The sequence below is a fragment of the Leisingera daeponensis genome, from assembly GCF_019801465.1.
Lineage (GTDB): Bacteria > Pseudomonadota > Alphaproteobacteria > Rhodobacterales > Rhodobacteraceae > Leisingera > Leisingera daeponensis_A.
The window spans coordinates 687,379-713,996 of record NZ_JAHVJA010000002.1; the positions used below are offsets into that span (position 1 = coordinate 687,379).

At 63.4% G+C, this 26,618-nt stretch carries 27 protein-coding genes; 10 read left to right on the forward strand and 17 right to left on the reverse strand.

Annotation, left to right across the window (positions count from 1 at the left end; translation table 11 throughout):
- Window positions 1–60: 60 nt before the first annotated feature.
- From KUV26_RS08055 to KUV26_RS08070, 4 genes are all read right to left on the reverse strand, one after another.
- Entirely contained in the window at window positions 61–702 is a 642-nt protein-coding gene (locus tag KUV26_RS08055; RefSeq protein ID WP_222504074.1) for an SDR family oxidoreductase, read from the reverse strand.
- Between the two features lie 28 nt (window positions 703–730).
- On the reverse strand, window positions 731–1,237 hold the full coding sequence (locus KUV26_RS08060; RefSeq protein ID WP_222507964.1) for a DUF1178 family protein: 507 nt from the start codon (window positions 1,235–1,237) through the stop codon (window positions 731–733).
- Window positions 1,238–1,315: 78 nt separating this feature from the next.
- Window positions 1,316–2,089: an EcsC family protein gene (locus tag KUV26_RS08065; RefSeq protein ID WP_222507965.1), complete on the reverse strand. Its 774-nt coding sequence runs from the start codon at window positions 2,087–2,089 to the stop codon at window positions 1,316–1,318.
- Window positions 2,090–2,141: 52 nt separating this feature from the next.
- Window positions 2,142–2,630 (reverse strand): GNAT family N-acetyltransferase, encoded by a 489-nt coding sequence (locus KUV26_RS08070; protein ID WP_222507966.1) that lies wholly within the window; start codon window positions 2,628–2,630, stop codon window positions 2,142–2,144.
- 98 nt (window positions 2,631–2,728) lie between these two features.
- Between KUV26_RS08070 and KUV26_RS08075 the strand changes: the two genes are divergently transcribed.
- Window positions 2,729–3,334: a flavin reductase family protein gene (locus KUV26_RS08075; RefSeq protein WP_222507967.1), complete on the forward strand. Its 606-nt coding sequence runs from the start codon at window positions 2,729–2,731 to the stop codon at window positions 3,332–3,334.
- Window positions 3,335–3,342: 8 nt separating this feature from the next.
- Complete coding sequence (locus KUV26_RS08080) at window positions 3,343–3,984, forward strand: CatB-related O-acetyltransferase (protein WP_222507968.1); 642 nt, start codon at window positions 3,343–3,345, stop codon at window positions 3,982–3,984.
- A gap of 278 nt (window positions 3,985–4,262) precedes the next feature.
- Here the strand turns inward: KUV26_RS08080 and KUV26_RS08085 are convergent, their stop codons facing one another.
- Complete coding sequence (locus KUV26_RS08085; RefSeq protein WP_222507969.1) at window positions 4,263–5,906, reverse strand: SulP family inorganic anion transporter; 1,644 nt, start codon at window positions 5,904–5,906, stop codon at window positions 4,263–4,265.
- A 252-nt stretch (window positions 5,907–6,158) separates the two neighbouring features.
- On the opposite strand from KUV26_RS08085, the gene KUV26_RS08090 reads away from it, so the two are divergent.
- The 5 genes from KUV26_RS08090 to KUV26_RS08105 all read left to right on the forward strand — a co-directional run bounded on the left by KUV26_RS08090 (window position 6,159) and on the right by KUV26_RS08105 (window position 10,041).
- The gene (locus tag KUV26_RS08090; RefSeq protein ID WP_222507970.1) at window positions 6,159–7,094 is read left to right on the forward strand and encodes a PRC-barrel domain-containing protein; all 936 of its coding nucleotides are present in this window, start codon (window positions 6,159–6,161) and stop codon (window positions 7,092–7,094) included.
- A gap of 285 nt (window positions 7,095–7,379) precedes the next feature.
- Window positions 7,380–8,243, forward strand: a complete 864-nt coding sequence (locus KUV26_RS08095; RefSeq protein ID WP_222508013.1) for an S-methyl-5'-thioadenosine phosphorylase — start codon at window positions 7,380–7,382, stop codon at window positions 8,241–8,243.
- A 165-nt stretch (window positions 8,244–8,408) separates the two neighbouring features.
- On the forward strand, window positions 8,409–8,789 hold the full coding sequence (locus tag KUV26_RS23600) for a hypothetical protein (protein WP_261399776.1): 381 nt from the start codon (window positions 8,409–8,411) through the stop codon (window positions 8,787–8,789).
- 93 nt (window positions 8,790–8,882) lie between these two features.
- Window positions 8,883–9,362: a DUF418 domain-containing protein gene (locus KUV26_RS23605; RefSeq protein ID WP_261399801.1), complete on the forward strand. Its 480-nt coding sequence runs from the start codon at window positions 8,883–8,885 to the stop codon at window positions 9,360–9,362.
- A gap of 139 nt (window positions 9,363–9,501) precedes the next feature.
- The gene (locus KUV26_RS08105; protein WP_222507971.1) at window positions 9,502–10,041 is read left to right on the forward strand and encodes an adenine phosphoribosyltransferase; all 540 of its coding nucleotides are present in this window, start codon (window positions 9,502–9,504) and stop codon (window positions 10,039–10,041) included.
- A 170-nt stretch (window positions 10,042–10,211) separates the two neighbouring features.
- On the opposite strand, the gene KUV26_RS08110 is transcribed toward KUV26_RS08105, so the two are convergent.
- The 11 genes from KUV26_RS08110 to coxB all read right to left on the reverse strand — a co-directional run bounded on the left by KUV26_RS08110 (window position 10,212) and on the right by coxB (window position 20,182).
- Entirely contained in the window at window positions 10,212–11,630 is a 1,419-nt protein-coding gene (locus tag KUV26_RS08110) for an FAD-binding oxidoreductase (RefSeq protein ID WP_222507972.1), read from the reverse strand.
- Between the two features lie 40 nt (window positions 11,631–11,670).
- Window positions 11,671–12,495 (reverse strand): MBL fold metallo-hydrolase, encoded by an 825-nt coding sequence (locus tag KUV26_RS08115; protein ID WP_222507973.1) that lies wholly within the window; start codon window positions 12,493–12,495, stop codon window positions 11,671–11,673.
- A 174-nt stretch (window positions 12,496–12,669) separates the two neighbouring features.
- Window positions 12,670–13,260 (reverse strand): GNAT family N-acetyltransferase, encoded by a 591-nt coding sequence (locus tag KUV26_RS08120; RefSeq protein WP_222507974.1) that lies wholly within the window; start codon window positions 13,258–13,260, stop codon window positions 12,670–12,672.
- Complete coding sequence (locus KUV26_RS08125; RefSeq protein ID WP_222507975.1) at window positions 13,260–14,522, reverse strand: M16 family metallopeptidase; 1,263 nt, start codon at window positions 14,520–14,522, stop codon at window positions 13,260–13,262. The genes KUV26_RS08120 and KUV26_RS08125 overlap by 1 nt, the downstream gene beginning before the upstream one ends.
- Window positions 14,519–15,907 carry a threonine synthase gene (thrC, locus tag KUV26_RS08130; RefSeq protein ID WP_222507976.1) on the reverse strand — a complete coding sequence of 463 codons (1,389 nt, stop codon included), beginning with the start codon at window positions 15,905–15,907 and terminating at the stop codon, window positions 14,519–14,521. The genes KUV26_RS08125 and thrC overlap by 4 nt, the downstream gene beginning before the upstream one ends.
- A 20-nt stretch (window positions 15,908–15,927) precedes the next feature.
- Window positions 15,928–16,596, reverse strand: coding sequence for an SURF1 family protein (locus tag KUV26_RS08135; protein ID WP_222504088.1), 669 nt, complete (start codon window positions 16,594–16,596; stop codon window positions 15,928–15,930).
- A gap of 116 nt (window positions 16,597–16,712) precedes the next feature.
- Window positions 16,713–17,522 (reverse strand): cytochrome c oxidase subunit 3, encoded by an 810-nt coding sequence (locus KUV26_RS08140; RefSeq protein ID WP_222504089.1) that lies wholly within the window; start codon window positions 17,520–17,522, stop codon window positions 16,713–16,715.
- Window positions 17,523–17,545: 23 nt separating this feature from the next.
- Complete coding sequence (locus KUV26_RS08145) at window positions 17,546–18,133, reverse strand: cytochrome c oxidase assembly protein (protein ID WP_222504090.1); 588 nt, start codon at window positions 18,131–18,133, stop codon at window positions 17,546–17,548.
- On the reverse strand, window positions 18,133–18,297 hold the full coding sequence (locus KUV26_RS08150; RefSeq protein WP_222504091.1) for a cytochrome C oxidase assembly protein: 165 nt from the start codon (window positions 18,295–18,297) through the stop codon (window positions 18,133–18,135). The genes KUV26_RS08145 and KUV26_RS08150 overlap by 1 nt, the downstream gene beginning before the upstream one ends.
- A 1-nt stretch (window position 18,298) precedes the next feature.
- Window positions 18,299–19,240, reverse strand: a complete 942-nt coding sequence (gene cyoE / locus KUV26_RS08155) for a heme o synthase (protein ID WP_222507977.1) — start codon at window positions 19,238–19,240, stop codon at window positions 18,299–18,301.
- Window positions 19,241–19,336: 96 nt separating this feature from the next.
- The gene (coxB, locus tag KUV26_RS08160) at window positions 19,337–20,182 is read right to left on the reverse strand and encodes a cytochrome c oxidase subunit II (RefSeq protein ID WP_222504093.1); all 846 of its coding nucleotides are present in this window, start codon (window positions 20,180–20,182) and stop codon (window positions 19,337–19,339) included.
- A gap of 194 nt (window positions 20,183–20,376) precedes the next feature.
- On the opposite strand from coxB, the gene tldD reads away from it, so the two are divergent.
- The 3 genes from tldD (at window position 20,377) to topA (ending at window position 26,039) form a co-directional block, all read left to right on the forward strand.
- Window positions 20,377–21,798: a metalloprotease TldD gene (gene tldD, locus KUV26_RS08165; protein WP_222507978.1), complete on the forward strand. Its 1,422-nt coding sequence runs from the start codon at window positions 20,377–20,379 to the stop codon at window positions 21,796–21,798.
- Window positions 21,799–22,025: 227 nt separating this feature from the next.
- Window positions 22,026–23,207, forward strand: coding sequence for a DNA-processing protein DprA (dprA, locus tag KUV26_RS08170; protein ID WP_222507979.1), 1,182 nt, complete (start codon window positions 22,026–22,028; stop codon window positions 23,205–23,207).
- A gap of 189 nt (window positions 23,208–23,396) precedes the next feature.
- Window positions 23,397–26,039, forward strand: coding sequence for a type I DNA topoisomerase (topA, locus tag KUV26_RS08175; protein WP_222507980.1), 2,643 nt, complete (start codon window positions 23,397–23,399; stop codon window positions 26,037–26,039).
- Here the strand turns inward: topA and KUV26_RS08180 are convergent.
- The gene (locus KUV26_RS08180) at window positions 26,036–26,575 is read right to left on the reverse strand and encodes a TetR/AcrR family transcriptional regulator (RefSeq protein WP_261399777.1); all 540 of its coding nucleotides are present in this window, start codon (window positions 26,573–26,575) and stop codon (window positions 26,036–26,038) included. The genes topA and KUV26_RS08180 overlap by 4 nt on opposite strands.
- Window positions 26,576–26,618 lie beyond the last annotated feature (43 nt).

The window sequence follows — 26,618 nt, forward strand, 5'->3', positions numbered from 1 at the left end:
CGGGCAGCTCATAAGCGGGCTTGCGTTTGAGACAGGCTCCCCAGCTGCCGCCGTGTCGGATCAATAGGGGTGAATGCGGCCATCCCAGGTGTGAAAGCAGCCAGTGGTGTCCAGGGTCAGGATATCGAACTCGTTGATCAGCCCTGACACCGACTCCTGCACTGTGATCTCGCCGTCATAACCGCCCATGTCGGTCTGCACCCAGCCCGGGTGGTAGATGCCGACGGCGATTCCTTCCGGCTTCAGGTCGGTGGCCAGGTTGCGCCCGATGTTTAGGGCCGCCGCCTTAGACGCGCGATAGGCATAGCTGCCGCCCGGCGCCCGGCTGTGGCTCGCCATCTGCGACGACAATATCGCGATCTTCGGCGCTTCCGCCAACCGCAAGTTCGGCAGCATTGCCTGCACCGTCAGGAACACGCCCGTCACATTGGCGGCCAGGGTCTTGGTCCAGACCTCGGCCGAGTAATCCTCAAGCCCCATCGCCTTGTCGATATAGACGCCGGCATTGCACACCAGCAGGTCGACCGGCCGGCCCTTGATCTGGGCGGCAAACCGTGCCTGCTGGCCAGGGTCGGAGACATCCAGCTTGACGCCTGAGGAATGATCGCGCGAGGTGCCCGTCACCTCATAGCCAGTTTCCCGCAGCTGCTTCACCAGCTCCTTACCGATGCCGCGGCTGGTTCCTGTTACAACTGCATGCATTCTGCCGTGCCCTTCAGTTTGAATTTCGTCAGTTTGATTTCCGGCCTGGACGGAACGGCAGCGGCAGCACCGGCACACCTTCCTCAATCAGCTCCCGCGCGTCTTCCAGCTTGGCCTCGCCGTGTATCGCCCGCTCGGGAGCCTCGCCAAGATGCATCGCCCGCGCTTCCCGGACAAAGTTGCTGCCGACATAGTCGGAATTTTCCTCAACTTTCTTGCGCAGTTCGGCTAGCGCCTTCTCCACTTCGCCGGACGGGCGGCTCAGCAGGCCCGGCCCCGCTGCGGCGGATGCAAGGGCAGGCACCGGGGCAGGCCGAGGCGCAGAAGCAGTCTGCGGTTCAGCCTCGCCGACACCGGACACCGCCTTGCGGCCCGGGCGCACCCGCGGCGCCATTATAGCCTTCTTCACCTGCGTGCTGCCGCAGACCGCGCAGGCGACCATCCCGGCCGCCGCCAGCTTGTCAAAAGCCGCTGCTGACTGGAACCAGCTGTCGAAACTGTGGCCGTCCGCACATTTGAGGCTGTATTGAATCATGCGTTCTCTCTTAGCAGGAAAGGCTGATTAAATCTGCCTTTCCGGTAAGCGCAAGAGGTCTCTGTGCCAACCATGCAGCTACCGCGCCGCATCCGCGCGCTGCAGCCGCTGCCGCAGCCGTGCCGTCAGCTCCTCCTGCGGCACATCCGCGTCCACGGCCAGCCGCCTGAGGCCAAAGTGCACATGCGCCATCTCCCGGTAATAGCCGGAAAAGACATAGTTCACCGCAGCCCCGGCCACCGCGCCGGCCACCGGCACGGCCTGGGCCGCCAGCTTCTGCCCCAATACCGTGCCCAGTTTGGGCGCCACCTGCGCTATCAGCTTGTGCAAGCCTCCCGGCAGCCCCAGCCGGACTGAAACGAAGCCCAGATCGGCACCGTCATCGTCCGCCAGCGGGCCCGCCGCGGAAAACACCTGGATACAGTCGAAGGTCACGCTGTCAGCATCGGGGTCGAATCCTTCAGCGGCGGCAGCGCTCTGGATGGTGCGCAGTAGAAAAGCGGTGGTGGCCGGGAGCTCGACCAGCGCGCCCGGCAGACCCGCCGCACCGCCCGCGGCCCCCATTGCAGCGCTTACCATCCGGTCGACACCCGGTTTCTGGTCCGGTACCACGCGGCGCGAGTGGCTGGCGCCCTTCATGGCGATCCGCAGGGCAGTTTCCGTGGCCCCTGTCAGCCCGGCGCGCACCGGTGCGGGCAGCCGCTCCAGCAGGCTCTCGCCGCTGCCGCCCAGCCGGTTCAAAAGATCCACCCCAAACCCGCCAGCTGCCCGGTAGCGCTGGGCCAGCGCATCCAGCTCGGCCTCGATCTCCTGCGGGGTGTAGACCCGCGTGTTTGTCAGTACATCCGCCACATGCGTCTCCTCTGCCCAATCCCAATAAAGATCGGCAGCTAAAGGCACATTTTCAAGCCGGCCAGCGGGTCACCTGCCCCTGCACACCGTCCCAGGCGCCGTCCTGCAGCGCCAGCCCCAGAACCCGCTCCGGGTTGGTGGGGGGCGGCATCTCGACGCCCGTCAACTTGCTGAAACCGAACCGCTGGTAATAAGGCGCATCGCCCACCAGCATCACCCTGGACCAGCCGCTTTCCTCAGCCTTCGCCAGGCTGTCGCGAATCAAGGAGCCTCCCAGGCCTTCGCCCTGCCGGGTCGGGTGCACCGCCACCGGCCCCAGGAGCAGCGCCCGTGTCCCGCCCACAAGAACCGGCCAATAGCGGATCGCTGCGGCCAGAATACCGTCGCTGTCGCGCGCCACCTCGCTCAGGCCTTCGACCGGCGGCACCCCGTCGCGCAGACGGTAGGACGACAGCGCCTCGCGCCCGGGCGCAAAGCACAAATCATACAGCGCCTCGACTTCCCACCGGTCGTCCGGCTGCTCTGCCCTCAATTCGATCACGCCGCCCCTGCCTCCGCATTCTTCCCTGCAGGCTGGCGTTTGGCCTAGCATGAGCGTAAGCCTTGGGCAAACACCTATGATCAGAGCAGGAAACAGAAATGTTCTACCGGCCCGAGGACGGCCACGGCCTCCCCCACAATCCGTTCAACGCCATTGTCACGCCGCGCCCGATCGGCTGGATTTCCAGCCGCTCGCCGGACGGGGTGAACAACCTGGCGCCCTATTCCTTCTTCAACGCGGTGGCCTACACCCCGCCGCAGGTGATGTTTGCCTCCACCAGCAGCAAGCCGGACCAGCAGGGCACCAAGGATTCGGTCGCCAATATCGAAGCCACCGGTGTATTCTGCGTCAACGTGGTCTCCTACGCGCTGCGCGACGCCATGAACGCCAGTTCCGGCGCGCTGCCCAAAGACGTGGATGAGTTCGCCCATGCGGGGCTGGAGGCCGCGGACTGCAAAACCATCGCCTGTTCCCGCGTCGCCGCCGCCCCCGCCGCGCTGGAATGCAAGCTTACCCAAATCGTCACCCTGCCAGGCGAGGCCAACAAAGTTGTGTTCGGCGAAGTGACCGGCGTGCACATGCGTGACGACTGCCTGCGCGACGGCACCTTCGACGTCACTGCATTCCAGCCGCTGGCCCGCCTCGGCTACCGCGACTATTCGGTGGTGCGTGATCTGTTTTCCCTGTCCCGCCCCGGAGATTAAAGCCTGCCATGCCGCTTCCCGATCCCCGCAAGCGCAACCCGATCACCCTGCCCGACGGCACGTCCCACGCGGGCACCGTGATGCTCAGCCAAGTTCTCAATCATCCAAACATCAAGGCGGGCGACTACAGCTATGCCTCCGATTTCGACCCGCCGCAGGACTGGGCGCAGCATCTGGCGCCCTACCTGTTCCCCGGCGCCCGCGAGCGGCTGGTGATCGGCCGTTTCTGCCAGATCGCCCATGGCGCGCGCTTCATCACCGCCTCCGCCAACCACGCCCAGGACGGGCTCAGCTGCTACCCCTTCCCGGTGTTCGACCCGGATCAGATGGCCGGCTTCCAGCCCGACACCCGCGACACCATCGTGGGCAATGACGTCTGGATCGGCTACGGCGCGCTGATCCTGCCCGGCGCCCGCATCGGTGACGGCGCCATCATCGGCGCCGGCGCCGTGGTGCGCGGCACGGTGCCGCCCTATGCCATCGTCACCGGCAATCCCGGCGCGGTGCAAAGCTACCGCTTCTCCAAGCCCCAGATCGCCCGGCTGCTGGCGCTCAAATGGTGGGACTGGCCCGCAGACCTCATCACCCGCGCCGAACCGGCGCTCCTGTCCGGCGACCTCGACATGCTCGAAAGCATCGCCCCCGACTGACGGCCTGCCGGGCATTTGCTGGTCCGGAGCCGCCGTCGCCTGAGACCGGACAGGCACCGCCCGCAGCGGCGGGCCAGCAGAATTGCCGAGGCTCCGCGCCGCCAGGCGTGGATACGGCCATTGTGCTGGCACGGCGCGAGGACCGGTGGCAGGCACGGATCAGGGGATGGAGGATCCGGGCCAGCGTTTGCTGGTATGGTGAGCCGGAAGCTCCCTATTCAAATCAAAGGCCCGCGGTTCACCAGAACCGCGGGCCTCATTGTTCATTATGTCAAAGCTCAGTGGCCGCCCAGGATACCGGTCCTGACCGAGTAATCCACCGCGACCTCGTATTCCGGGTCATCGTCGCTATCGACCATCAGGTGGCCCGCCTTGGTCAGCAGCTGGTGGCAGTCGCGGCTCAGATGCCGCAGCACCAGCTTCTTGCCTTCAGCCTCGTACTTCGCGGCCACCGCCTCGATCGCCTGCAGCGCCGACTGGTCCACCACCCGGCTGCGGGCAAAGTCAACAATCACACGCTCCGGATCGCCGGCCACGTCGAACAGCTCGATAAAACCGTCAGTGGAGCCGAAAAAAAGCGGGCCTTCGATCTCATAGACCTTGGCCCCCTTGTCCGTCACCGACTCCCGCGTGTTTGCGTGGATGCGGCGGGCATTATTCCACGCATAGGCCAGCGCCGACACGATCACGCCCACGACCACCGCAACCGCCAGGTCCGACATCACAGTCACAACCGTTACCAGCACGATCACGAAGGCATCCATCAGCGGCACCTTGGTCATGATCTTAAGGCTGTTCCACGCAAAGGTGCCGATGACCACCATGAACATCACGCCGACCAGCGCCGCGAGCGGGATCTGCTCGATCAGCGGCGAGGCCACGACAATGAACAACAGAAGGAAGAGTGCCGCAGCGATGCCCGCGATCCGGGTCCGGCCGCCGGATTTCACATTGATCATAGACTGACCGATCATCGCGCAGCCGCCCATGCCGCCGAAGAAGCCGGTCACCACATTGGACGCGCCCTGCGCAATGCACTCCTGGCTGGCACCGCCGCGCTTGCCGGTAATCTCACCCACCAGGTTCAGCGTCAGCAGGCTCTCGATCAGGCCGATCGCGGCTAAAATCACCGCATAGGGCAGGATGATCCACAGCGTCTCCAGCGTGAAGGGCGCCAGCGCGGTCCCGTAAAGCCCCTCGCCGGTTCCGAACGGATTGTGGAACGCCGGGAAACCGCCCTCGATTGAGGCCATATCACCAACCCGCGGCACATCCAGCCCCAGTGCGATCACCAAAACCGCAACGATGCCGATGCCCGCCAGCGGCGCCGGGATGATGCTGGTGATCTTGGGCATGCCCCAGATGATCACCATGGTCAGCGCCACCAGCCCCAGCATCATGTAGAGCGACGCACCGCTCAGCCATTCCGCGCCACCGCTGCCCGGCACCTTGAACTGCGTCAGCTGCGCCAGGAAGATCACGATGGCGAGGCCGTTTACAAAGCCTAGCATCACCGGATGCGGCACCAGGCGGATGAACTTGCCCCAATGCATGACACCGGCGAAAATCTGCAAAATCCCCATCAGCACCACGGTGGCAAACAGGTATTCCACCCCGTGTTCGGCCACCAGCGCCACCATTACCACAGCCAGCGCGCCCGTGGCGCCGGAGATCATTCCCGGCCGGCCGCCAAACACTGCGGTGATCAGTCCGACCATGAAAGCCGCATAAAGCCCGACCAGCGGATGCACGCCGGCGACAAAGGCAAAGGCCACCGCCTCCGGCACCAGTGCCAGCGCCACGGTCAAACCTGACAGCAATTCGGTGCGCACGCGGCCAACGGTAAAGCCCTCGTCCTGCATGATGGAGAGGTTGGGCGGGGAAATCTGCTTGGCCAGCAAAGCCACGGCTGCGCGTCTCATGTCAGGTACCTGTGCTCGGGAGGAGGAGTGTTCGCTGCCCGCCCCTAGCGGAAAACCGCCAACGGGGCAAGGGCGGCAACCTCGGGCGCACCGTCACAATGCGAAGCCGGCAGCAAGCCCCCACCCTTTGCACCCGGCCGCTTGAGAAAAACTGCGCGCAGAATGCAACTTCGCTGGAACCGAAACCGGGCATGGGCGTTTGTCCGGTGAGTACTCACGCACGAGCCACCTACTAACCGAGGAGTGAACGCTATGAAAAAGCTGCTACTTACCACCGCGATTGCCGCCGTGACAGCCTTCCCCGCGCTTGCGGCCGATGCCAACAGCATGTTCCGCACCGAAGCCGGACCGCAGGAAATCCACGCATCCGAGTTCATCGGGATGCGGGTCTACCGCGCTGAAGCTGCCGATGCTGAAGAGTATGAAGGCGTGCAGGACGGGTGGGACGATATTGGTGAGATCAACGATATTGTTCTCAGCCAGGACGGCACAGTTGAAGCCGTGCTCGTCGACATCGGCGGGTTCCTCGGCATCGGTGAAAACCAGGTTGCGGTGGATATGAACTCAATCAGGTTTGTCGCTGACAGTGCCACCCAAGAGGACGTCTCCGATTTCTTCCTGGTGCTGAATGCCCCGCGTGAAGTGCTGGAAGAAGCACCGGCTTACGAAATGTCCGGCGCCCATGACCAGGTCGACGCCGCCGCGGAAGCCGAAGCAAATGTCGAAACCTCCGCTGAAGAGACAGGTGACGCAGTTGCAGAAGAAACCAGCGAGATGGCTTCGGAAGCGGAAGCTGCAGCCGAGGAAGCCGGTGATACCGTCGCCGAAACTGCGGAAACCGCCGAAGCCGAAACCACTGCAGCCATGCAGCCGCGCGCGCCGATTGAGCGCGACGGCTACGTGACCGCGGAAGAAACCGAACTGACCGCGGAAAAACTGACCGGCGCGGCAGCCTACGATGCCAATGACGAATGGATCGGCGAGGTGTCCGAACTGCTGCTGACCGATGACGGCAAGGTGAAGGCCGCGGTTATCGATGTCGGCGGCTTCCTTGGCCTGGGCGAGAAACCGGTTGAGCTGGAGCTGTCGAAGATCGACATCCTGCGCGCCGACGACGGCTCGGACCTGCGCGTCTACGTCTCGATGACCGAAGAAGAGCTGAAGGCGATGCCCGACTACGAGGGCTAAACCCGTCCTAAGCAACACCGGAGAACCCGCCGCCTGGCGGGTTCTTCTGTTTCTGCCCCGATCCAGCACAGCAGTGCAGGTCGGCATCACCCGGCCCGTCCAGTCCAGAGTGGTTCCTACCTTCGCAAGCGTTTCCGCCTTTGCAGCCCCTCTGTTACACGGGAAGCGCAAGGTGATTGCAGGCAAGTCACCCGCTGTTTATCTCCCTGGGCTTGCCAAAAGCTGCCCTGCTTGCGCATATCCACACCAGCAGCAACAGGAGGACAGGACGTGACCAGAGAAACCATGATCGGCGTGATCGGCGGCTCGGGCATCTACGAAATCGACGGGCTGGAAGACGCGCAATGGGTCTCGGTCGACACACCTTGGGGCGCACCGTCAGACTATATTCTCACCGGTTCCCTTGCCGGTGTGAAGATGGCCTTCCTGCCCCGCCACGGCCGCGGCCATGTGCATTCCCCCACCGAGGTGCCCTACCGCGCCAATATCGACGCGCTGAAGCGGCTGGGCGTGACCGACGTGTTCTCGGTGTCCGCCTGCGGATCGTTCCGGGAAGAAATGGCACCGGGTGATTTTGTCATTGTCGACCAATTCATAGACCGCACCTTCGCGCGAGAGAAAAGCTTCTTCGGCACCGGCTGTGTCGCCCATGTGAGCGTCGCGCATCCTACCTGCGAGCGGTTGTCGGACGCGGCGGAAGCTGCGGCGCGGGATGCCGGTGTCAAGGTGCACCGCGGCGGCACCTACCTGTGCATGGAAGGGCCGCAGTTCTCCTCGATGGCCGAAAGCAAAATGTACCGCGAGCAATGGGGCTGCGATGTGATCGGCATGACCAACATGCCCGAGGCCAAACTCGCCCGCGAGGCGGAACTGTGCTACGCCTCCGTGGCTATGGTCACCGACTACGACAGCTGGCACCCGGAGCATGGCGCGGTGGAAATAACGGATATCATTGCAACTCTTCAGGGCAACTCAGCCAACGCCCGCGAGTTGGTGCGCCGCCTGCCGGGGCTGCTGGGCAAGGACGGGGCAGACTGCCCGCATGGCTGCGACAAGGCGCTGGAATATGCCATCATGACCGCTCAGGAAAAACGCGACCCGGCGCTTCTGACCAAGCTGGACGCCGTGGCGGGCCGGGTTCTGGGCTGACCGGCACCTGCAGGATCTGACATTTAACGGGGCGGCCTATTCGGGGGCGCCCCTTTTCTTTGCTGTCCGAAGCACCTTTATCCTATCCGGACAAGGACTTTTGACCGCCTTGATTTCAAGAGCTTGCAGGGATTGGACATTGCCCGTTTTCTTGACTTTTGCGGCATGGTCCTGGAGAACTTCCGCGTTGCCGCCCAGGTCAAACCCGGTGCGGACGCCGCTTCGCTGCTTACCAACAGCTTGGAGGGGCGGGCCGCGGCGCTGTTTATGGGGCTGGCTGGAATCAGCCTGTCTCCGGGCCGTCCGGACCGGGCCGCGATGGCCCGCCGCGCAGTGTTTCCGTTCGTGATCGGATTGCTGAACCTTTCGATATTCGAAGCTGATATCCTGCAATTCTACGCGCTTTACTTTCTTGTGGCGCTGCCGTTTCTGAAAGTTTCCGGCCGGACGCTGCTATATGCGGCCGCGGGTGTTCTGGCGATTGGAACGGTCAGCCTCCTTTTGCTGGACTACGAGATGCATTGGAACTGGGTCACCCTTGCCTAAACGGATTTCTGGACGCTCGAAGGGTTTCTCCGTCATTCTTTCGTGAAAGGCTGGCATCCAGTGTTTCCCTGGGCCGCTTTCCTGCTCCTGGGAATGTGGGCCGGGCGCCGCCAACTCACCAGCCGACGTGTCCAAATCCATCTGGTCATTTGGGGCACGGCAGCGGCAATACTGGCCGCACTTCCTGGCATGCTGGTCCAGGACCCCGACCTGGCTGAGCTGATCGGAACCAATGCCATCCCGCCGGGCTCCTTCTATTTGACTACCGTGTCCGGCAGCGCGCTGGCGGCCACCGGAGTTGTGCTGGCCATCAGCCCGGCTCTGGAAAAAACAGGGCTTGCCGAGTGGCTGGCAGCGCCGGGCAGGCACTCGCTCAGCCTCTATGCCTTGCATATCCTGTTGGGCATGGGGACGCTGGAAGCCATTGGGCGGCTTGACGGCTCGCTCAGCCCCACGCAGATTTTCGGCTATTCTCTCGGCTTTTGCGCACTGTCGATGGTGATGGGATGGGTTTGGAACATTTTCGCTAAGCGGGGCCCGCTGGAGGCTCTGATGCGCTGGAGCACGGATTAGAGCGGAACTTATACGCGGGGTAAGGACAGCCCGCCGGGTGCCCGCTTCCTCTTGCAACAGGGCAACGTATCGTCCAAACCGCTGCTGGTCCGGCTTTTGCTGGACCTCAACGTTAGTACTACCAACGGGAGCCGAGCCGATGCCCAAGAAGCCAGCAGTCAAGGACTACATCCGCACCATCGTCGACTTCCCGCACGAAGGGATCATGTTCCGCGATGTGACCACCCTGTTTGCAGATCCGCGCGGCTTCCGCATGGCAGTCGACCAGATGCTGCACCCCTACGCGGGGGAGCAGATCGACAAGGTGGTCGGACTTGAGGCGCGCGGCTTCATCCTGGGCGGCGCAATTGCGCATCAGCTGGGCACCGGCTTTGTGCCGATCCGCAAGAAGGGCAAGCTGCCCGGCACAACGATCAGCCAAGAGTACAAGCTGGAATACGGCGAGGCGATCGTCGAGATCCACGACGATGCCATCAAGCCAGGCGAGAAGATCCTGGTGGTGGACGACCTGCTGGCCACCGGCGGCACCGCGGGCGCCGGCATCAAGCTGATTGAACGGCTGGGCGGCGAAATCATCTCCTGCGCCTTCATCGTCGATCTGCCGGAACTTGGCGGCCGCAAACTTCTGGAGGAGATGGGCATGGATGTGCATGTGCTCTGCGAATTCGAGGGCCTCTGACACCCCCTAACCGCCTGCTTGGCCAGTTCAAGCGCTCCCGCCGGTAAGGTGCCTTACCTAGAAAAGGCTGTTTCCGATGGGCTTGACACCGTCTGATCCTTTGGACCGGGTGGCGCGCGCCGCGCAGCCGGGCCGGCGCGGAAGCGGGAGCCTTCCCCACAGCAGACAGTTCAGACGGTTTTCAGCACCGCGCCCGGGTTCATGATGCCATTGGGGTCCAGCGCCTGTTTGATGGCCCGCATCGCTGCCAGTTTCGCGGGATCCCCGTAGCGTTCCAGATCGACGGTCTTCATCCGGCCGACACCATGCTCAGCACTGAAGGAGCCGCCAAAAGAATGCACCAGATCATGCACGGCTTCCTTGACCGCACCGCGCAGGGCCTCATAGTCCTCGCGCTTGCGGCCCTGTGCCGGGAACACGTTGTAGTGGAGGTTGCCGTCGCCCAGATGGCCAAAACAGTTGATGCGGAAGTCGCCGAGCCCCGCGACCACCTCCCTGCCCCGTTCGATGAAGGCCGGGATCTCTGATATGGGCACAGAGATGTCGTGGCTGGACACAGAACCGATGGCTTTGTTGGCCAGCGGGATATGCTCGCGCACCGACCACATCGCTTGCCGCTGGCTTTCCGACTGGGCAATCACGCCATCGCTGACAAGCCCAGTGGCTTCGGCGGCTTCGAACAGCTCTGCCAGCGTTTCCTCTGCCTCCAGCCCGCGTGGCAGGCCGAGCTCGATCAGCACACACCATTCCGGCGCTTTTGCAAAGGGCTGGCGGACCTGCTGCAGCGTCTCCGCCAGGAAATTCAGCCCCTGCCGGTGGATCAGTTCAAAGGCGCTGACGCCCTCGCCCGCGTGATCCCGGGCCAGGGCCAGCAGATCAATGGCCGCCTGCGGGTCCGTCACGGTAAAGACCGCAGTGCCCTGCGACGCCGGGATGGGCAACAGCTTCAGCGAAGCAGCGGTGATCACGCCCAAAGTGCCCTCGGCCCCGATCAAGAGGTTCCGAAGGTCATAACCGGTGTTGTCTTTCCTGAGCCGCGACAGCCCGTGCCAGATTTCGCCCGTAGGCAGCACTGCCTCCAGCCCCAGGCAGAGGTCGCGGGCGTTGCCGTAGCGCAGCACGTTGACGCCGCCGGCATTGGTCGCAAGGTTGCCACCGATCCGGGCCGAGCCTTCCGCAGCCAGCGACAAGGGAAACAACCGCCCTGCCGCCTGAGCCGCCGACTGAACATCGGCCAGAATGGCGCCAGCCTCTGCAATGATCACATTCTCTAGGCTGTGAACGGCCCGGATGGCCGCCATCCGCTCCAGCGAAATCACCAGCGGCGGTGGCCCGCCCGGCATCACCTGACCGCCAACCAGACCTGTCCCGCCGCCATAGGGCACAACCGGCACCCGGGCGGCATTAGCCTCGCGGATCAGGGTTGAGACCTGCTCTGCATTCTGCGGCAGCGCCAGCACGCCGGCCTGCCCCTGAAAACTCCCGCGCGGCTCCTCCAGGTAGCGAGGCTCAGGCAGGCGGAGCACGCCTTCGGGCAGCAGGCCCGACAGACGGTCGGCAAAGGCGGGGTCGGCGGGGTTCAGCGTCATGCCCTATCCATGCCGCAAGGCCCTGCGGCTGGCAAGCGGCTCACTCGTCCTCAAGCAGATACTTGGGGCGCAGTACATGTATAGTCGGTCGGCTGGGCAGGCTCCGCAGCGAGACGGTCAGGTCGCTTGCCCCTTCGTCCACCACATCGAACTCCGGCCCGATCCGGGCCAGGAAACGCTCCAGCGAATAGTCACTGAACCAGTGCATCGGGATAATAACAGAGGACCGCAGCCGCCCCAGCACCTCCAGCATCTGCTCCAGCGGCAGGGTGATGCCCCCGTCAACCGCCGCCATCACCACGTCGAGCCGCCCCAGAGCCGCATACTGTTCCGGTGTCGGCACATGGTGCAGGTGGCCCAAGTGGCCGATACACAGGCCCGCAGCCTCGAACACAAAGATCGAGTTGCCCCGTTCCTCCACCCCGCCGAACATGTTGCGAATGTCGGTCGGCACGTTCCGGATCAGCATCTCGCCGAGATCAAGGTAATGCTCGATGCCTGCCCCGAAAGGCCCCCAGCCCTCCAGCACATGCTGGATCGCCGGATCAGGGTGCGCGGTCCAATGGGTCTCATGGGCGTGGTTCATGGTGACCACATCGGGGATCAGCGGCGCAGCCCCGGTGAAGCCAGTGAAATCGGTGACCACGTTCAGCCCGCCTTCGGTGCGCAGTAAAAAGGAGGCATGGGCAATGTACCGGATCAGCACGCTGTCCTCGGCAACGGGATCCTGCCAGCTGGCCTTGTGCAGGTAGGTCAGGCCCGGCGTTTCCTGGGCCAGCGCGATGCAGTGGCTGGGCCGCCGCTCCTGGGCGTGGAGGGCACCGGCACAGAGGATCAACCAAAAAACACAGCAAAGCGCGCGCATGAGGCAGGTTCTAGGGCGCAATCCACCGCTGTCAGCCCCGAGAGTGAAAAAAGCCCGCCGGCCGTGCGCCCGCCGGCCCCGGCAGAACCGGAAATTCCGCCCGCCTGGAGCGGTGCATTTCAATTGCACCAGCGACGGGCGGGAGCCTCTTCCAGAATGCGGTTTGCCGTTCGTTTAGGCCTGGCCTGCCAAGGTCTTTCCGCGGCGGTCATGGCGCAGGGAGGCATAAAGCACATGGGTTCGCCAGCGGCCGTTGATCTGCAGGTAGGACTGGGCGACACCTTCGTACTTGAAGCCGGACTTTTCCAGCAGCCCGCGGGAAGCCTGGTTTTCCGGCAGGCAGGCGGCCTCGATCCGGCTCAGGTCCAGTTTGGTGAAGGCGTGATGCACCACCGCGCCGATCGCCTCACGCATGTAGCCCTGGCGGGCAAAAGGCAGTCCGGTCCAATATCCGAGCGTGCCAGCCTGCGCCGGGCCGCGGCGGATGTTGTCGAGCGTGATCGCCCCCACCAGCACCTGATCCGACCGCCGCACCAGGAACAGCGGCAGCGCGGTACCGCCAGTGACGGAGCGGCGCGCCCAATAGACCCGGTTGGTAAAGCTCTTGCGGCTGAGGTGATCCGCCGCCCAGCTGGGCTCCCAAGGGGTCAAATAGGGCTGGCTCTGCAGCCGCAGAGCCGCCCAGCCGTGAAAATCCGCATGCACCGGCGGCCTGAGGGTCAGGCGCTCGGTTTCGATGCGGACCTTGCGGCGGGTGAGCAGCATCAGGCGGCGCGCCTCTCCTGCAGCCTCTCCAGCGCCGGAGCATCCGCCACCGGGCCGTAAAGCGCCAGTGCCGCAGGCGCGGTCACCGCCATGGTCTCCGCCAGTTCACGCACGTCCTTGGTCGTTACCGCCTCAATCCGCTCCACCGTGCGCTCCAGCGACGGCACTTTGCCCCAGATCTGCACCAGCCGCGCCAAGCGCTCGGCCCGGTTCGAGGGGCTTTCCAGCCCCATCAGCATCCCCGCCTTCATCTGGGCGCGGGCGCGTTCGACCTCGGCGTCGCTCATATCATCCGCGGCGCGCTTCATCTCGTCGATGGTGATGCCCGCAAGCTCTTCCAGCTGCTCGCCCGAAGTGCCGGCATAAACCGTCATCGAGCCGGTATCGGCATAAGAGCCCGCCTGCGAGAAGATCGTGTAGCAGAGGCCGCGCTTTTCGCGCACCTCCTGGAACAGCCGCGAAGACATGCCGCCGCCCAGGGCGCTGGCATAGATCTGCGCGGTGTACATCGACTGGTCGCGGTAGCCGGGACCCTCGAAGGCCAGCGCGAAATGCGCCTGCTCCAGGTCCTTGACCTGCCGCGCTTCGCCGCCGGTGAAGGTGGCACCTTCGGCGGTGAATTCCGGCTTGGCCTCCATGTGGCCGAACAGCTGCTCCGCCAGCTTGACCAGCGAGTCATGATCAACGCCGCCCGCTGCCGCCAGGATCATCTGACCCGGGCCGTAGTGTTCGGCCACAAACCCCTGCAGATCCTCGCGTGAGAACGCACGGACACGTTCTGCAGGGCCCAGAATGGTCCGGCCCAGCGGCTGGCCGCGGTAGCTTTCCTCCTGCAGCCAGTCAAAGATCACGTCGTCCGGCGTGTCCAGCGACTGGCCGATCTCCTGCAGGATCACCCCGCGCTCGACCTCGATCTCGCGCTGGTCGAACATCGGGTTCAGCAGTATGTCCCCGATCACATCCACCGCCAGCGGCACGTCATCCTTCAGCACCCGGGCGTAGTACGCCGTCACCTCGCGCGAGGTGTAGGCGTTGATATAGCCGCCCACATCCTCGATTTCCTCTGCGATCTGCAGGGCCGAGCGCCGCTTGGTGCCCTTGAAGGCCATATGCTCCAGGAAATGGGCAATGCCGTTCTGCTCCAGCCGCTCGTGGCGGCCGCCGGCGCTCACCCAGATCCCGACCGCCGTGGATTCCAGACCCGGCATATGCTCAGAGACGATACGGAACCCGTTGGCGAGTGTGTGCTGCTGAACTGTCAATTCGCGATGTTCTTTCTGATGTGATCCTCAAGGGCAGCCAGATCGTTGGCGATCCGGGTGACCCGTTCCGGCCTCTCATACAGGTCGGACATGCGCGGCGGCAAGGGCGGATGAATGCCGCTGGCCTCTTCCACCGCGGCCGGGAATTTCGCCGGATGCGCAGTGGCCAGTGTGATCATCGGCACGTCTGCCTGGCGGTGCTCATTGGCAACCTTCACGCCAACCGCGCCATGCGGGCACAACAGCTCGCCTGAGGCCGCCAGCTCGGATTTGATGGTCGCCAGGGTTTCTTCCTCAGAGGTGCGACCGGAGACGTAATTTTCCGCCAGCGCCTGCATCGCGCCTTGCGACACGTCAAAGCCGCCGTTCTTCAGCTCATCCATCAGCTGCGCAATGGCCTTGGCATCCTTGCCATAGGCATAGAACAGCGCGCGTTCAAAGTTCGAGGACACCTGAATGTCCATCGAAGGGCTGATCGAGGGCTGGGTCTCACCCTTGTAGTAGCCCTGTCCCGACAGGCAGCGGTGCAGGATGTCGTTCTGGTTGGTGGCGACCACCAGCTGATCGATCGGCAGGCCCATCTGCTTGGCGATAAAGCCCGCAAAGATGTCACCGAAGTTTCCAGTCGGCACGGTAAAGCTCACCTTGCGCTGCGGCGCGCCCAGCGACACCGCGGAGGAGAAGTAATAGACCACCTGCGCCAGCACCCGAGCGATGTTGATCGAGTTGACGCCCGCCAGTTTCACACCGTCGCGGAAATCGAAGTCGTTGAACATGTCCTTCACGCGGGCTTGGCAGTCGTCGAAATCGCCATCTACAGCCAGCGCATGAACGTTTGCGTCCTGCGGCGTGGTCATCTGGCGGCGCTGCACCTCGGACACGCGGCCGTGCGGATAGAGGATGAACACATCCACATTGCTGAGGCCGCGGAAGGCTTCCATCGCCGCCGATCCGGTGTCGCCAGAGGTGGCACCTGCAATGGTCACCCGGTCGCCGCGGCGCTCCAGCGCGGCCTGGAACAGCTGGCCGATCAATTGCATGGCGAAATCCTTGAACGCCAGCGTCGGGCCGTGGAACAGCTCCAGCAGGAAATGGTTAGGCGCCAGCTGCTTCAGCGGCGCGCGGGCGGCATGGCCGAACCCCTCATAGGCGCGGGCGATGATCGCGCGAAATTCCTCATCGGTGAAGCAATCGCCGATGAACGGGCGCATGACGCGGAAGGCGGTTTCCTCATAAGACAGCCCCGCCAGCGCCGCGATCTCTTCCTGGGACATCTGCGGGATTTCCGCGGGCACATAGAGGCCGCCGTCGCGGGCCAAGCCGGTCAGCATTGCGTCTTCAAAGGTCAGCTCGGGCGCTTGGCCCCGGGTCGAGATATATTTCATCGCCTTCAGCTCTTTCGGGTTCAGGGGCGGCTGCGCCGCAGGAAGTAGAGGGTCATCGCCGCCCAGATAAGGGCCAGCGAAAACCAGGTGATCGCATATTGCAAGTGGTCATTGGGGATGCCGGAGGTGGATACCGGAACCGGCCGCAGGCCCGCTTCCCCTTCGGGGCTGGCCCTCAGGACAATCATCACCGGCTCTGTGCCAAGGTGATCTGCCATGCGCCCGGTGTTGCGGGCGTACCAGATGTTGCCTGCCAGGTCCGGTGCGGGGGTGTAGCTGTCGGTTTCCTGCGGCCAGTGGATGTTGCCTTCGATGGTGGCGGGGCCAGAGATGCGTGCCGCCTGCTTTTCCTTCACCGGGATAAATCCGCGGTCAACCAGAACCCGGCGGCCGTCCTCCAGCGTGAAGGGAGAGATCACCCGGTAGCCAGGGCCGATGTCCTTGATCGAGGTGAGGACATGCAGTTCCTCTGCGCCGATATCTCCGGTCAGGCGGACCGGGCGGTATTTGTCCGCTTCCTGATCCAGCGCCTGCGGCAGGTGGTCAGCAGATTCATCGGCGATACGCGCCTCGATGGTGGCGAGGATGCCTTCTTTCCAGGCCTTGCGCTGCAGCTGCCAGGTGCCAAGGCCGATTAGAATGGCCAGGCCCGCGCCGCTGATAATCAACAGGAAGATGACACGCCGCATCATCGCTGCTCCGCTACAAAAACTAGGGGCGCGCAAGGGATACCTTGCGCGCCCCGTGTGTGGCCTCATGCCCGCGGAGAATCAACCGCAAACATGTACCCGTTACAAACCGCCGGTTACAGGCCTGCGGTGCCCCAGATGTAAACCGCAACGAAGAGGAACAGCCAGACAACGTCCACGAAGTGCCAGTACCAGGCGGCAGCCTCGAAGCCGACGTGCTGCTCAGGGGTGAAGTCGCCCTTCATCGCGCGGATCAGGCAGACGGTCAGGAAGATGGTGCCGATGACCACGTGGAAACCGTGGAAACCGGTGGCCATGAAGAAGTTCGAATAGAACTCGTCACCACCGAACTGCCAGCCTTCGTGCAGCAGGTGCGCATATTCATAGCCCTGCAGGAAGGTGAAGGCGACGCCGAAGGCGATACCGATGGACAGGCCCTGGATCAGAGCCTTGCGGTCGTTGTTGTGCACCAGAGCATGGTGCGCCCAGGTCACCGCACAGCCCGACAGCAGCAGGATCAGGGTGTTGATCAGCGGCAGGTGGAAGGGGTCAACAGCATAGATTTCCGGCGCCACGTATTCGGTGCCGACATAGGTTTCCATCGGGTAGATGGCGTGTTTGAAGAACGACCAGAACCAGGCGAAGAAGAACATCACCTCGGACATCACAAACAGAATAAAGCCGTAACGCAGGCCGATCCGCACCACGGGGGTGTGGTCGCCGACCTTGCTTTCCTTGACGACCTCTGCCCACCAGGCAAAAGCGGTATACAGCACCGCGACAAAGCCAATCCAGAAGCCCCAGGCAGTGATGCCCTTCATCCAGAACACCGCGCCGACCAGCATGATGAAGGTGCCCACCGAGGTGGCCAGCGGCCAGATCGACGGCGGCAGAATGTGATAATCGTGATTTTTAGCGTGCGCCATTTAAGTGTCCCTCACCTAGCGGCCTAGTTCGTGGTTGCGCCTGCCCCGGTGTTACCCCCGGTGTCGAGAGCAGCATAGCCCTCGGGCAGATCGATTTCATGGAACGTGTACGACAGCGTGATCGTATGCACGTATTTTGCATCCCGGTCGTCAATGATTTCAGGGTCTACATAGAAGGTCACGGGCATCTGCACCCGTTCCCCCGGCTGAAGCACCTGCTCGGTAAAGCAGAAGCAGTCGATTTTCTCGAAGAACCCGCCGGCCTGATAAGGCGCCACATTATAGGACGCCTGCCCTGCAACGGGGCGATCGGTCGGGTTGTAGGCTTCATAAAAAGCCAGGCCGGTTTCACCCAGCTTGATCTCCATCTCGCGCTGGACCGGCTTGAACTCCCACGGCATCCCGCGTTCCTTGGAGCCGTCAAAGCGCACCTTGATCGTCCTGTCCAGAATGGTTTCGGATCCCGCCGTGGCGACCTGGGTCACCCCGCCAAAGCCGGTAACACGGCAGAACCAGTCGTAGAACGGGACGGAAGCCCAGGACAGCCCCCCCATCAGCACGACAACACCAACCAGTTGAACAACCGTCTTTTTCGGACCTTGCAGCGCCATCAGTTTTGCTCTCCCTGGGCATCGGGGAACTTGAAGCTGTTGGACGTCACCTTGACCATGGTCAGTGCGAGCACCAGCACCACGAAGGCTCCCAGCAGGATACCGACGCCCATGTTGCGGCCCGAGCGCCGCTTATGAATCTCATGTTCCTTGCGCAGGGCCATCTTACCAGCCTCCCAGACCGTAGGGCTTCAGCAGGGCCTCAGCCAGAATAGCGCCGAAATGCAGGAACAGGTACAGCAGCGACAGTTTGAAAAAGCTGCGCTCGACCTTGAAGTTGTCCGCCTCGGAATCCTCTTCGTCGCGGCGGGTGATTTTCAAGGCGCCATGCAGGAACAAGGCATTCATCACCAGCGCCGCCGCCAGGTAGACCGGGCCGCCGATGCCGGAGAAGGCAGTGCCGACGGCCAGAACGGCCAGCAGGACGGTGTAGGCCAGAATATGGATACGGGTAGAACGGCGGCCGTGGGTCACGGTCAGCATCGGCACCCCTGCGTCGTCGTAATCGGAGCGCATGAACAGTGCCAGCGCCCAGAAATGCGGCGGCGTCCACATGAACGTGAGCAGGAACATCAGCCACGGCTCCACCGACATGGTGCCGGTCGCAGCGATCCAGCCGATCACCGGCGGGAAGGCCCCGGCAGCGCCGCCGATCACGATGTTCTGCGGCGTCGCGCGCTTCAGCCACATGGTGTAGATCACTACATAGAAGAAGATGGTGAAGGCCAGGAAGGCACCGGCAAAGACATTGGCCGCCAGGGCCAGCATGATCACCGACAGGCCGGACAGCGCCAGGCCCAGCGCCAGCGCCTCGCCCGGCTCAACCTTGCCGGCCGGGATCGGGCGCGATTTGGTGCGTTTCATCACCTTGTCGATGTCCGCATCCCACCACATGTTCAGCGCACCGGAAGCGCCGCCGCCGATGGCGATGAACAGGATGGCGCAGAAGCCGACAACCGGATGCACGGATACAGGCGCGGCCAGCAGCCCCACAAGCGCGGTGAACACCACCAGTGACATGACACGGGGCTTCAGCAGGGCGAAATAATCGCCGAAGCTGGCCTCATCCTCATATCCCCTGCTTGCGTTGATGCTTGCGTCGCTCATCTTCGGTCCTCTGGCGGCAACAGGTGCGCATTGCTGCGCACCCCGGTCTTGTTTCTGTTCCATATGGAGCTCCCTTGAGCTCCATATAGCCAGTTATCAGTTGGAGGCGACCTGGTAGGCCTGCGGCAGCCCCGCGTATTCTTCCTTGGCGCCTTCCAGCCAGGCGTCATATTCTTCCTGGGTCACAACCTTGACGGTGATCGGCATGTAGGCGTGATCCTTGCCGCAAAGCTCGGAGCACTGGCCGAAGTAGATGCCTTCCTTGCCTTCGTCGACCTTGAACCACAGCTGCGCCAGACGGCCGGGGACCGCATCCTGCTTCACGCCGAAGGCCGGGATGGTCCAGGAATGGATCACGTCGGCTGCGGTCACGTTCATCACGACGGTTTTGCCCGAGGGAACGACGACGGCGGTGTCGGTGGCCAGCAGCCATTCATCTTCGGCATACCCGTTTGCAGCCAGCTGATCCTTGGGCAGCAGGAAGCTTTCGAACCCGAACTCGTGATCGCTGTACTCATAGCCCCAGTACCACTGGTAACCGGTCACTTTGATGTTGATGTCGCCTTCAGGGATTTCCTGCTGGGCAAACAGCTGCGGCAGCGAGAAAGAACCGATGAACACGAGCACCAGGATCGGAATGACAGTCCAGGCGATCTCGATCGGGGTATGGTGGGTGAACTTGGCCGGGGTCGGGTTGGCCCGCTTGTTGAAGCGCAGGATCGCGTACAGCAGGAGACCAGCGACGAACACGCAGATCACGGTGATAATTACCAGAATCATGAAGTCGAGTTTCTGGATGCCGTCCATCAGCGATGTTGCTGCCGGCTGGAAGTTCAGCGCGCCGTCAACCGGCTTGCCAATGGTTTTCAGGCCTTCTTGCGCCATTGCTGGAAGGCTCGAAAGGCCGGCGAAAAGGCCCGAAAGCATCAAAGCGTTTTTCATGTTCTGTCCTGATCGGTTGATCGCATTGTTCCTGCGGCAGCACGAATGCGGGGAATCATTGATTCCACAAAACGCACCTGCCCCGTTGTCTTTGATGCCGCTTAAAATCATATTCGGGCGTACAGATAAAGAGGCAGCCAAGCGTCAAACCGTCGCTTTCTTGATTTAGATCAAAAAAACCCGAGGACCGTGCCATGGAAAACCCAGCCTTCCGTCCCTTTGAAACCGCGCTTCCGGAGGATGAGGCGCTGGCCGCCCTGCGCGATGCGCTGAACGGTGCGGAGGATGGAGAGATTTTTGCCGAGCGCCGTAAGTCCGAGGCGCTGTCCTTTGATGACGGGCGGCTGCGCAGCGCCAGCTATGACGCCTCCGAAGGCTTCGGCCTGCGGGCGGTGAACGGCGATGTGGCGGGCTATGCCCATTCCACCGATGTCTCCATCGCCTCGCTGCAACGCGCGGCGGAGACCGCCAAGCTGGCGGTTGGCGAAGGCGGCGGCACCTATGCGGAGGCGCCGCAGGCCACCAATAGAAAACTTTACACCGACGCCGACCCGATCAGCGCCATGCCCTTCCCTGTCAAGGTGGAGACGCTGCGCGAGATCGACGACTACGCCCGCAATCTCGACAAACGGGTGGTGCAGGTGTCCGCATCGCTGGCGGCGTCCCTGCAGGAAGTGGAGATCCTGCGCGCTGACGGGGTGCGGGTGCGCGATGTCCGTCCGATGGCGCGCCTGAACGTGTCAGTGATCGTCGAAAAGGACGGCCGCCGGGAAAGCGGCTCGGCCGGCGGCGGCGGCCGGCTGGGCCTAGACGGGCTGGTCGACCCAAAACATTGGCAGGCCCAGGTGCAGGAAGCGCTGCGCATCGCTTTGGTCAATCTGGATGCAGTCCCCGCCCCGGCCGGCGAGATGGACGTGGTGCTTGGCCCCGGCTGGCCCGGGATCCTGCTGCACGAGGCGATCGGCCACGGGCTGGAGGGCGACTTCAACCGCAAAGGCTCCTCTGCCTTTGCCGGGCTGATGGGCCAGCAGATTGCGGCCAAGGGCGTGACCGTGCTGGACGACGGCACCATCCCGGACCGGCGCGGCTCGATCACCGTGGACGACGAGGGAACGCCAAGCCAGAAGACAACGCTGATCGAGGATGGCGTTCTAGTCGGCTTCATGCAGGACCGTCAGAACGCGCGGCTGATGGGCGTTTCCCCCACCGGAAACGGCCGGCGGCAGAGCTATGCCCACGCGCCGATGCCGCGGATGACCAACACCTACATGCTGGGCGGCGGAGCCGAACCCGGCGATCTGGTGGCGCAGATCAAGGATGGTATCTGGGCGGTCGGCTTCGGCGGCGGCCAAGTGGACATCACCAATGGCAAGTTCGTGTTTTCCTGCACCGAAGCCTACAGGGTCAAGGACGGCAAGATCGGCGCGCCGGTCAAAGGCGCGACCCTGATCGGCGACGGCGCCACGGCGCTCAAGCAGATTCGCGGCCTTGGCAACGACATGGCCCTGGATCCGGGCATGGGCAACTGCGGCAAGGCCGGGCAATGGGTGCCCGTAGGCGTCGGCCAGCCCTCGGTGCTGATGGGAGGTCTGACGGTGGGCGGTTCAGCCGCGTAAATTCGCAGCAAAACCGTGTGCCGGCCGTAAAATCCGGAGCTCTTTTCCGGATTTTACCCTCTCACCGGCGCCGTTTGAACTGCACAACCCCAGATTGATTTCGGTTTTTCCAATTATTCCGGCAACTTAGGAAAATTTTCGCGGCTTTGCCAAAAACCCGCCCTTCGTTCACCACCTGTTAACCCCCTCAAGGTTAATTCTGGTCCTGCAAACAGGCGGAGCTGCGGATGACCGAAGAAGCACATTCTTCCACTCACCCCCCACTCCCACCCACCACGGAAGATAACCGGTATTCCTGGCTTCGCCTTTTGCGCTCCAAACGGGTTGGCCCGGTGACATTTCACCGGCTGCTCGCGGAATACGGTTCAGCGCAGAACGCGCTGGATGCGTTGCCCGAAGTGGCACGCTCCGCAGGCATCAAAGGGTATGAAACATGCCCCGCCAAGGCGGTGGACGACGAAATCAAGACCGCAAAGGCCGCCAAAGCGCGGCTTTTGTGCTTTTCGGACACGGATTATCCCGAACTGCTCAGAGGCCTGAAGGACGCGCCGCCCCTATTATGGGCCATCGGAGACCTCTCTGTACTGGAGCGTCCAATGATTTCCATGGTTGGCGCGCGAAATGCTTCCTCATTGGGGCTGCGCATGGCCCGGTCACTCGCCCGCGGCCTGGGGGACGCCGGATTTACTGTTGTGTCAGGTATGGCCCGGGGCATCGATTCCGCGGCACATCAGGCGGCGCTGGAAACCGGCACCATCGCGGTGCTGGCAGGCGGTGCCGATGTCATCTATCCGGCTGACAACGCCCGCTTGGCTGGGCAAATCAGTGAATCCGGGCTGCGGTTATCAGAACGGCCGATGGGATTAACGCCCCAGGCGCGCGACTTCCCCAAGCGCAACCGGATCATCGCCGCAATGTCCCGTGCCGTCGTGGTGGTGGAAGCGGCGGCCAAGTCCGGCAGCCTGATCACCGCGCGCGATGCGCTGGATTACGGGCGCGAGGTGCTGGCGGTCCCGGGCCACCCGTTCGACGCCCGCAGCTCCGGCTGCAACTGGCTGATCCGGGACGGCGCGATCCTCGTTCGCGATGCCGCTGATGTACTGGAGGCGCTGCCGCCGCCGGAACAGGACCGCCCACCGGCGGCAGACCCGCAAGACCTGCGGCAGGCCTTGGCCGCACTGCCGCCCCCGCCGCCGCAACGGCGCAGCCTGGCGGACACCCACGCTTTGCATCAGCAGATCCTCGGCAGGCTCGGCCCCTCCCCGACTTCCGAGGCACAGCTGATCCGCGATCTGTCCCTGCCCCCGCAGCAAATCGCGCCGGCGCTGACCGATCTGGAACTTGAAGGGGCCATCCGCCGTCAGCCGGGCGGGATGCTCTCCAAGACCTTTCCCGGCGACGAAGACTGACGCTGTTTCCAGCCACCGTGCCGGGGAACCGAACCAGTGCCCGACGCTCCCCTGCATCTGCGCTGCTGGCCTGAACGCGGCCCGGTTCCGCCTCTGTTCATTGCACCCGGATTGACATTCTCCCCTTGCGCCCCACATGCTGCCCCGCCATAGAACCTGCCAAAGCGGTCCGAAGAGGTATCAGAATTTATGCCAGTCGTTGTTGTCGAATCCCCGGCCAAAGCAAAAACAATCAATAAATATCTTGGCTCCGACTATACGGTTCTGGCGTCTTACGGGCATGTGCGCGACCTGCCGGCGAAGGACGGATCAGTCGACACAGACAATGATTTCGGCATGACCTGGGAGGTCGCCAATGATTCCCGCAAGCATGTGAAGGCCATTGCCGACGCACTGAAAGACGACAATGCGCTGATTCTCGCCACCGACCCCGACCGCGAGGGAGAGGCGATCAGCTGGCACCTGCAGGAAGCGCTGACCAAGCGGCGCTCGATCAAGAAGGACACCGCCGTAAGCCGGGTGACCTTCAACGCGATCACCAAGGAAGCGGTGACCGAGGCGATGCGGAACCCGCGCCAGGTCGACATGCCGCTGGTGGAGGCCTACCTGGCCCGCCGCGCGCTGGACTACCTGGTGGGCTTCAACCTGTCGCCGGTGCTGTGGCGCAAACTGCCGGGCGCGCGCTCGGCGGGCCGTGTGCAATCCGTTTGCCTGCGCCTGATCGTTGAGCGCGAGATGGAGATCGAGGCCTTCAATGCGCAGGAATACTGGTCCGTGCGCGCCCATCTGGCCACCCCCCGCGGCCAGGAGTTCGAGGCGCGCCTGACCGTAATGGGCGGCGACAAGCTCGACAAATACAGCCTGAAAAATTCCACCTCTGCTGAAATGGCGGTGCAGGCCGTGGCCTCGCGCAAGCTGTCGGTGCTGTCGGTCGAGGCCAAGCCCGCGGCCCGCAACCCCTCTGCCCCCTTCATGACCTCGACCCTGCAGCAGGAAGCCAGCCGCAAGTTCGGCATGGGCGCCCGCCAGACCATGAACGCGGCCCAGCGCCTGTATGAGGCCGGCCTCATCACCTATATGCGGACCGACGGCATCGACATGGCGCCGGAAGCCGTACAGGAAGCGCGCGCCGAGATCGAAAAACGCTATGGCGGTGAATATGTCCCTTCCTCGCCGCGGATTTACAAGAACAAGGCCAAGAACGCCCAGGAAGCCCACGAGTGCATCCGGCCCACCGACATGAGCCGCGATGCCCACAGCCTGAAGGTGTCGGACGACGACCAGCGCAAGCTCTATGACCTGATCTGGAAACGGACCCTGTCCTGCCAGATGGAGGGCGCCCGGCTGGAGCGCACCACCGTCGACATTGGCTCCAGCGACCAGCAGGTTGTGCTGCGCGCCACCGGCCAGGTGGTGCTGTTTGACGGCTTCATGCGCGTTTACGAGGAAGGCCGCGACGACGTGGCGGACGAGGATGACAAGCGCCTGCCCCAGATCATGCAGGGCGAGGCACTGAAGTTCGCATCTTCGCTTGCGGCGCAGGCAGAGAAGGCAGGCAAGGACGCCTCTGTTCTGTCCGGAGATGGCGCCGTGCTGGCGCTGCAGCACCACACCCAGCCGCCGCCGCGCTATACCGAGGCGACCCTGGTCAAGCGGATGGAAGAACTGGGTATCGGCCGCCCCTCGACCTATGCGTCCGTGATCACCACGATCCAGGACCGCGAATACGTACGCAAGGAAAAGAACCGCCTGTTCCCCGAAGACAAGGGCCGGATCGTCACCATCTTCCTGCTGAATTTCTTCCGCAAGTATGTGGGCTATGAGTTCACTGCTGAGCTGGAAGAAGAGCTGGATGATGTGAGCGCCGGCGCGCGTGACTACAAAGATCTGCTGGGGCGCTTCTGGCGCGATTTCTCCGCCGCCATTGCCGAGACGTCCGAATTGCGCATCACCGAAGTGCTGGACGTTCTGGACGATGCCCTTGCTCCGCAGCTTTACCCCCCGCGCGAGGATGGCACCGATCCGCGCACTTGCCCCAAATGCGGGGCAGGGCAGCTGCACCTCAAGACTTCGCGCACCGGCGGTTTTGTCGGCTGCGGCAACTATCCGGAATGCAACTACACCCGCCCCATCTCTGGTGAAGGCGCCGAGGGCTACGAGCGCATCCTGGGCGAGGACAGCGGCGATGAAATCCACCTGAAGTCCGGCCGCTTCGGGCCTTACGTCCAGCGCGGCGAAGCAACCCCCGAGAACAAGAAACCGCCGCGGTCTTCGTTGCCCAAGCAGGGCAAGGACTTCCTGCCAGGCTGGGGCCCAAATGAGATCACCCTGGAACAAGCGCTGACCCTGCTGACCCTGCCGCGCGAGATCGGCCAGCACCCGGACGGCGGCGCCATCCAGTCCAACCTGGGCCGCTTCGGGCCGTACATTGCGCATCAGCTGCCGGATGAGGAAAAGCCAGTCTATGTTAATCTCAAAGAAACCTTGGACGTCTTTGAGATCGGCATGAACCGCGCCGTTGAGATGCTGGCAGAGAAACGCGCCAACCCGGGCCGCCGCGGCAGCCGGGCCGCAGCCAAGCCGCTGAAGGAACTTGGTGAACACCCCGAAAGCGGCGGCGCCATCAACATCATGGACGGGCGGTACGGGCCTTACGTCAAATGGGAAAAGGTGAACGCCACCCTGCCCAAGGACGTCGAGCCCAAGGACGTGACCATGGAGATGGCGGTGCAGCTTATTGCCGAGAAATCGTCGAAGGGCGGCAAGAAAAAGGCGACGGCGAAGAAGCCTGCAGCCAAGAAGAAACCTGCCGCAAAGAAAGCCTCGACCTAAGTCTCCGGTTCGATGGCGGCGCGCATCAGTGCCGCCATCGCCGCCTCGTAGGGCGCGGTCTCGGCGCCTTCGGAAATGGCAAGCGCCGCCCTGTCGAAGGCGGCCGACATCACCGCCGCCAGCGCATCAAGCTCACCTTCGTCCAAGCCCGTTCCGGCAGCCGCCAGCCCCGCGCGCAGCGCACTGCGCCCCCCGCCGGCATCAATTTCATCCATCGCAGCGGCTCCAAGCACGGCAGGCCCGTCCACCAGAAGAATGCGGGCGCGGCCCGGCACCGCCATTGCGGCAAAGAAGGCCCGGCTGCCCGCCTTCAGCCCCGCCCCGCCAGGCGCCTTGGCCGCAGCTTCGATTGCCTTGGTGACCGCTTGGGCTTCGGCTTCGGCAACCGCGCGGAACAGCGCTTCCTTGCCATCGAAGTGATGGTAGAGCGCGCCGCGTGTGACCTCCGCGGCCTTGACGATTTCCGGCGTCGATGTCTCAGCGTAGCCTTTTTCCGAAAACAGAGCACGAGCAGCGGCGATCAGCCGTTCACGCATTGCAGCCCGGCGCGCACTGTTCGGAACGGGGGCATTTCTCTCT